Origin of the sequence: Streptomyces bikiniensis, assembly GCF_000716625.1 — a bacterium.
GTDB lineage: Bacteria > Actinomycetota > Actinomycetes > Streptomycetales > Streptomycetaceae > Streptomyces > Streptomyces bikiniensis.
The window spans coordinates 42,248-48,463 of record NZ_JNXJ01000046.1 but is presented as its reverse complement, the minus strand read 5'-3'; the positions used below and the strand labels follow the sequence as shown (position 1 = coordinate 48,463).

The window sequence follows — 6,216 nt, the reverse complement described above, 5'->3', positions numbered from 1 at the left end:
GTCGTGGGGCGGACCGGCCGTGGGGTGGGGCCGGTCGTGGGGCGGACCGGCCGTGGGGTGGGGCCGGTCGTGGGGCGGACCGGCCGTGGGGTGGGGCCGGTCGTGGGGTGGGGCCGGCGCCTCCGGTGGAATGGAGGGGCTGGCGCCTCCGGTGGAATGAGGGGCCGGTGTTTCGGGGCTCAGAAGCGGGTCGTCGCCAAGGCCTCGTCCAGGAGTTCGCGGTCCCTCTGCCGGGTCAGGCGGGGGCGGGCCTCGGCCGGGGGGAGCCAGAGGAGGGCGTCGATCTCGCGGGACGGGGTGAAGGCGCCGTCGAGGGCGCGGGCCGACCAGTAGGCGACCTCCTTGGGGCGGCCCGCCACCGCGTAGCGGACCGTCGAGAGGCGGGGGCCCGGCTCGCAGCGCCGGCCCGTCTCCTCCAGGACCTCGCGCCGAGCGCACTCCTCCGCCGTCTCGCCGCGCTTCAGCTTCCCCTTGGGGTGCGACCAGTCGTCGTATTTCGGCCGGTGGACGAGCGCGATCTCGATCCCCCGGCCCGAGGGCGACGGGCGCCACAGGACGCAGCCCGCCGCCAGGATCGGGTCGTCGCGGGAGGTCACGGGACCGGGGCCGTCGTTCTGCGCCAGGCGCGCTGGAAGGCGAAGCGGGCGGCCTCGACCTCGTGGCGCTGGTCGGCGTGGAGGACGCCGAGGGCGTACGCCGTCGCCGGGGCGATCCGGGGGGTGCGGGCGGCCGCGGCGGCCGCCGCCGCGGCCTCGGCGGCGTCGCGGTGCCGGTCCAGGGCGCGGGCCGCCTCGTACAGGACGGGGTCCGGCTCGCCCCCGGCGCGCAGGGTCTCGGTGGCGTACCGGTGCAGCCGCAGCAGCAGCCGGGTCTGGTGCCAGGGTGCGTCCTGGGTCTCGCCGGCGGCGAGGGCGAGGGCGTCGGCGTTGTACGGGTGGGCCGCCCGGGTCAGCGGAAGGGCCGCGACCGCGTCCAGGAGGCGCCTTTCGGCCACCGAGGCGGAGGCGTCCAGGACCTCGGCGGCGGGCGCGGCGGAGGCGGGCCCGAGCGGGACCTCGGAGGCGAGGAGGGCGACGGCGTCCGCGACCGCGTGGAAGCGGGCGGAGCCGAGCGCCTGGAGGGCCGCCGAGTGGGCGCGCGTACGGGCCAGGGTGAGCTGGCGCTCCAGGAGGGCGCCGGCCCGGGCCGCGCCCACCGAGAGTCCGGCGGACTCGCTGCCGCGGGCGGCGGGCACGGGCCCGCCGCCGTTCGACAGGCGGGACAGCGCGTCCACCAGGCGGACGAGCCGGGAGGTGCAGGCCTGCTCCACGGCCAGGGTGCCCGAGAGCCAGGCCAGCTCGGTGCGCAGGTCGTCGGCCCAGGGGCCGTCGAGCAGCGGCCGGAAGGTGTGGAGGGTGGCGCCGATCCGCCGGGCGGCGGCCCGCAGCGTACGGGCCGCCTCCTCCGCCCCGGCGGTGTCGGAGCCGCTCTCGCCGTGCAGGCGCAGGCCGCGGAGGAAGTCCGCGGCCCGGGCGTGGAGGTACGGGGCCAGGACCTCGCCCGCCGTGACGTCCTGCGACTGGTCAGGGTTGTGCACGCCTGCGCCTCCGCGCGTCGATGAGCATCTCCTGGACGTGCCGCAGGGGCCGTCCCTCGGGGTCGGTCGCGTGCCGCGTCCAGTTCCCGTCCGGGCCGAGGTGCCAGGAGGAGGTGGTGTCGGACATCCCGGTCTCCAGGAGCCGGGTGAGGGCCGCCCGGTGCCCCGGGTCGGAGACCCGTACGAGGGCCTCGATCCGGCGGTCCAGGTTGCGGTGCATCATGTCGGCGCTGCCGAACCACACCTCGGGCTCGCCGCCGTTGCAGAAGGCGAAGATCCGGGAGTGCTCCAGGAAGCGGCCGAGGACCGAGCGGACCCGGATGTTCTCGGAGAGGCCGGCGACCCCGGGCCGTACGGCGCAGATGCCGCGGACCCAGATGTCGACGGGGACGCCGGCCCGCGAGGCCTGGTAGCAGGCGTCGATGACGGCCTCGTCGACCATCGAGTTGACCTTGATCCGCACGTACGCGGGCCGCCCGGCGCGGTGGTGGGCGATCTCCTTGGTGATCCGGGAGACCAGGCCGTCGCGGAGCGACTTCGGGGCGGTGAGCAGGCGCCGGTAGGTCTCGCGGCGCGAGTAGCCGGAGAGCCGGTTGAACAGGTCGGAGAGGTCCGCGCCGACCTGCGGGTCGGCGGTGAGCAGGCCGAGGTCCTCGTAGAGCCGGGCGGTCTTGGGGTGGTAGTTGCCGGTGCCGACGTGCGAGTACCGGCGGAGCAGCTCGCCCTCCTGCCGTACCACCAGGGACAGCTTGCAGTGGGTCTTGAGGCCGACGAGGCCGTAGACGACGTGGCAGCCGGCCTCCTCCAGCTTGCGCGCCCACTTGATGTTGGCCTGTTCGTCGAAGCGGGCTTTGATCTCGACCAGGACGAGGACCTGCTTGCCGGACTCGGCGGCGTCGATGAGGGCGTCCACTATCGGGGAGTCGCCGGAGGTCCGGTACAGCGTCTGCTTGATCGCGAGGACGTCCGGGTCGGCCGCCGCCTGCTCCAGGAAGGCCTGGACGGAGGTGGAGAACGAGTCGTACGGGTGGTGCAGGAGCACGTCCCGTTCGCGCAGCGCGGCGAAGACGTCCGGCGCGGACGCGGACTCGACCTCGGCGAGGTCCCGGTGGGTGCCGGCGACGAACGTCGGGTACTTCAGCTCGGGCCGGTCCTGCCCGGCGATCCCGAACAGGCCGGTGAGGTCGAGCGGGCCGGGCAGCGGGTAGACCTCGGCGTCGGAGACCTTCAGCTCGCGCACGAGCAGGTCGAGGACGTACGGGTCGATGGACTCCTCGACCTCCAGGCGGACCGGCGGGCCGAAGCGGCGCCGCATCAGCTCCTTCTCCAGGGCCTGGAGCAGGTTCTCGGCGTCGTCCTCCTCGACCTCCAGGTCCTCGTTCCTGGTGACCCGGAACATGTGGTGCGCGAGCACCTCCATGCCGGGGAACAGCTCCTCCAGGTGCGCGGCGATGACGTCCTCCAGGGGGACGTACCGCTGGGGGGAGGCCTCCAGGAAGCGGGAGAGCAGCGGGGGCACCTTCACGCGCGCGAAGTGGCGGTGGCCGCTGACCGGATTGCGCACGACCACGGCGAGGTTGAGCGAGAGCCCCGAGATGTACGGGAAGGGGTGGGCCGGGTCGACGGCGAGCGGGGTGAGGACGGGGAAGATCTGCTGCCGGAAGAGGGTGAAGAGGCGGGCCTGCTCCTTCTCCGTGAGCTCGGGCCAGCGGATCAGGTGGATGCCCTCGTCGGCCAGGGCCGGGGCCACGTCCTGCTGGTAGCAGGCGGCGTGCCGGGCCATGAGCTCGCGCGAGCGGGTCCAGATCAGGTCGAGGACCTCGCGGGGCTGGAGGCCGGAGGCGGAGCGGGTGGCGACGCCGGTGGCGATGCGGCGCTTGAGGCCGGCGACCCGGACCATGAAGAACTCGTCGAGGTTCGAGGCGAAGATCGCGAGGAAGTTCGCCCGTTCGAGGAGGGGGGTCGTGGGGTCCTCGGCGAGTTCGAGGACGCGCTCGTTGAACGCGAGCCAGCTGCGCTCCCGGTCGAGGAACCGCCCCTGCGGCAGTTCGTCGCCGAGCGCGCCGTCGCTCTCGTACGCGTCGGAATCGGTGTCCAGGCCGGGGTCGAGGTCGGTGGCCGTCTGCGGACGGTGCGCGGCTATGGAACCGAGGGGGGCGGGGGCGGCGGAGGGCGCGGAGGGCTGGACCGGGACCTCGGCGGGCTGCTGGCTCATGACCCTATTCTTCCGCGCGAGAGGCTGCTCAGGCGCGTCGGAGCGGGCCGCGGGGGAGGGAAGCCTCCCTTTGGGGAGACCGGACACGGAGCGCTTCATTGCGTGAGCGTCGCAAGCGCTTCTGAATGGCCGGTAACGACGACATGTCGTACGGGAATCGGGGGCGGGGCCGTGTGCGGGCCCCGCGCCCCTTTTCTTCTTACGGAGGGTTACGGGTGCCGGGCCCGCAGGAGGCGGAAGGCGGCGTAGCCGGCGAGGGCGGCGAGGGCGAGGAGGATGCCGGTCTCGATGAGCTGGGTGGGCCAGAAGTGGGACTGGGGGTGGTAGTCGACGTACTGGCCGGTGACGCCGTGCCGGGTGAGGCAGTTTTCGAAGATCCTCATTCCCCCGTCCCCCATGCCGTCGAGACGGGGGGACCTGTTCACCTCGTCCCAGCAGACCGACTGGTCGAAGCGGGCGCCGGAGGAGGTGATCAGTCCCATGTCCATCATGAGGCCGTTGTCCGGGGTCCAGAGCGTGGCGTCGCGCGGGCCGGTGACCGTCTTCACCGCGAGGAAGGACCAGCGGAGTTCGCCGAGGACGAGCAGGACCACGCCCATGACCAGGCCCGTGGCCGTCATGGCGACGAGGGTGCGGCGGATCAGCTGCCCGACGAGGACGCCGACGGCGACGGCGGCGAGGACGTACGCGAAGAGGACGACGCCGGTCGCCTCGTACGGGCCCCGGTCGGACCAGTTGAGGTCCCAGGTGCCCGAGGCCCGGCCCCAGCCGATCCGGAAGACGCCCATGAGAGCGAGAGTGGTCGCGAGCGCGACGGCGGTCGCGGTGAGGAGCTTGGCGCGGAGCCAGGCCGCCGGGCTCACCGACTGGGTGAGCGAGAGCTTGTACGTCCCCGACTCGAACTCGCGGGCGACCAGCGGGCCCGCGACGAAGGCGCCGGCGAGCAGCGGCAGCAGGACCATGCCGAGGGACAGCTGTTCCACGCCGAAGCGGAGCATCCGGAAGCCGCTGTTGTCGTCGGCTGGGCGCCAGTACCCGTCTTCCAGGTACACGTCCGGCGTCTGCAGGTCCCAGATCCGCAGCCCCCCGATCACCGCCAGCGCCGCGAGCACCAGCGCGCCCGTCAGCCACAGGGTCCGCCGGTACTGGCGGACCGTCACCCAGTAGGGACCCCTCAGGGCGGGCGTGCTCATGCTGCGGCTCCCTCGGGGGTGCGGAGGTGGGCGAGGAGGAGTTCTTCCAGGGAGGGTTCGGAGGTCTCCCAGGGGCCTTCGACCGGGCCCTCGCGGCGGATCAGGGCGGTGAGCTGGCGGCCGGTCGTGCGGGACTCGATCACCGTGTGCGGGGCGAGGTCGGCGACGGGGCCGGTGAGCAGGGTGTGGGCGGCGAGGAGGTCCTCGACGGGTCCGTCGAGGCGGATCCGGCCGCCGTGGAGCAGGAGGAGGTGGTCGCAGGAGCCCTCCAGCTCGGTGAGGATGTGGGACGACATGACGACGGTGGTGCCGTGCTCGGCGGCCTCCGCCATGAGCAGGCCCATCAGCTGGTGGCGGGCGAGCGGGTCGAGGTCGGCCATCGGCTCGTCCAGGAGGAGGAGTTCGGGCCGCTTGCCGAGGGCGAGCGCGAGGGCGACGCGGGTGCGCTGGCCGCCGGAGAGGTGGTGGACGAGGGTGTCGGAGGAGAATCCGCCGCCCTCGACGACCCGCTCGGCGAGGGCGGAGTCCCAGCGTCCGGGGTTGAGTTCGCGGCCCATGCGGAGGGTGTCGTCCACGCTGAGCCGGGGGTGGAGCGGCTTGTCCTGGGCGACGTACGCGAGGAGTTCGCGCGCGGGGGCCTCGATGGTGCCCTCGGTGGGGCGCAGGAGGCCGGCGGCGAGGGCGAGGAGGGTGGACTTGCCGGCGCCGTTGGGGCCGACGAGGGCGCAGATCCGCCCCCGGGGGAGCGTGAAGTCGCACTCCCGCAGGGCCCAGCCGCCCCTGCGTCCGCCGTATTTCCTGCCCAGGAGTTCCGCCCGCAGGGCGGTGTCCTCGGTCATCGGTCGTCGTCCCCCTCGAAGTGTTCCTTCAGTACGGATGTGAAGAGCGCGGCCACGTCGTCCCGTTCGAGTCCCGAGGCCCGGGCCCGGCGGGCCCAGTCGGTGAGTTCGCCGCGCAGCGGCGAGTCGGCCGGGTGGGTGCCGAGGGTGGCGCGGACGAAGGTGCCGAGGCCGCGGCGGGCCTCGACGAGGCCTTCGCGTTCGAGCTCGCGGTAGGCCTTGAGGACCGTGTTGGGGTTGATGGCCGTCGCTTCGACGACCTCGCGTGCGGTGGGCAGTCGGTCACCGGGCTCCAGGAGGCCCATGCGGAGGGCCTGTTTCGTCTGCTGGACGATCTGGAGGTAGGTGGCGACGCCGCTGCGCCGGTCGATGCGGTACTCGACCACGTTCTCT

General features: G+C 73.5%; 6 protein-coding genes. All 6 read right to left on the bottom strand.

All coding sequences use genetic code 11. From position 1 onward, the window contains the following. Positions 1–179: 179 nt before the first annotated feature. Positions 180–596 (bottom strand): NUDIX hydrolase, encoded by a 417-nt coding sequence (locus OO47_RS28100; protein ID WP_030221004.1) that lies wholly within the window; start codon positions 594–596, stop codon positions 180–182. Beyond that, the gene (locus OO47_RS28095; RefSeq protein WP_030221002.1) at positions 593–1,576 is read right to left on the bottom strand and encodes a CHAD domain-containing protein; all 984 of its coding nucleotides are present in this window, start codon (positions 1,574–1,576) and stop codon (positions 593–595) included. The genes OO47_RS28100 and OO47_RS28095 overlap by 4 nt, the downstream gene beginning before the upstream one ends. Further along, positions 1,563–3,791, bottom strand: a complete 2,229-nt coding sequence (locus tag OO47_RS28090) for an RNA degradosome polyphosphate kinase (RefSeq protein ID WP_030221000.1) — start codon at positions 3,789–3,791, stop codon at positions 1,563–1,565. Before OO47_RS28090 ends, OO47_RS28095 begins: the two co-directional genes overlap by 14 nt. Before the next feature lie 209 nt (positions 3,792–4,000). Next, positions 4,001–4,984, bottom strand: a complete 984-nt coding sequence (locus tag OO47_RS28085) for an ABC transporter permease subunit (protein ID WP_030220999.1) — start codon at positions 4,982–4,984, stop codon at positions 4,001–4,003. Further along, a complete protein-coding gene (locus OO47_RS28080; RefSeq protein WP_030220997.1) occupies positions 4,981–5,823 on the bottom strand; it encodes an ABC transporter ATP-binding protein in 843 nt (280 codons plus the stop codon). The genes OO47_RS28085 and OO47_RS28080 overlap by 4 nt, the downstream gene beginning before the upstream one ends. Then, positions 5,820–6,209, bottom strand: coding sequence for a GntR family transcriptional regulator (locus OO47_RS28075; RefSeq protein ID WP_030220995.1), 390 nt, complete (start codon positions 6,207–6,209; stop codon positions 5,820–5,822). The genes OO47_RS28080 and OO47_RS28075 overlap by 4 nt, the downstream gene beginning before the upstream one ends. Positions 6,210–6,216 lie beyond the last annotated feature (7 nt).

Excerpts from the sequence above, each read along its gene's own strand:
- OO47_RS28090 (WP_030221000.1), bottom strand. The coding sequence starts at position 3,791 with ATGAGCCAGCAGCCCGCCGAGGTCCCGGTCCAGCCCTCCGCGCCCTCC.
- OO47_RS28085 (WP_030220999.1), bottom strand. The coding sequence starts at position 4,984 with ATGAGCACGCCCGCCCTGAGGGGTCCCTACTGGGTGACGGTCCGCCAG.
- OO47_RS28080 (WP_030220997.1), bottom strand. The coding sequence starts at position 5,823 with ATGACCGAGGACACCGCCCTGCGGGCGGAACTCCTGGGCAGGAAATAC.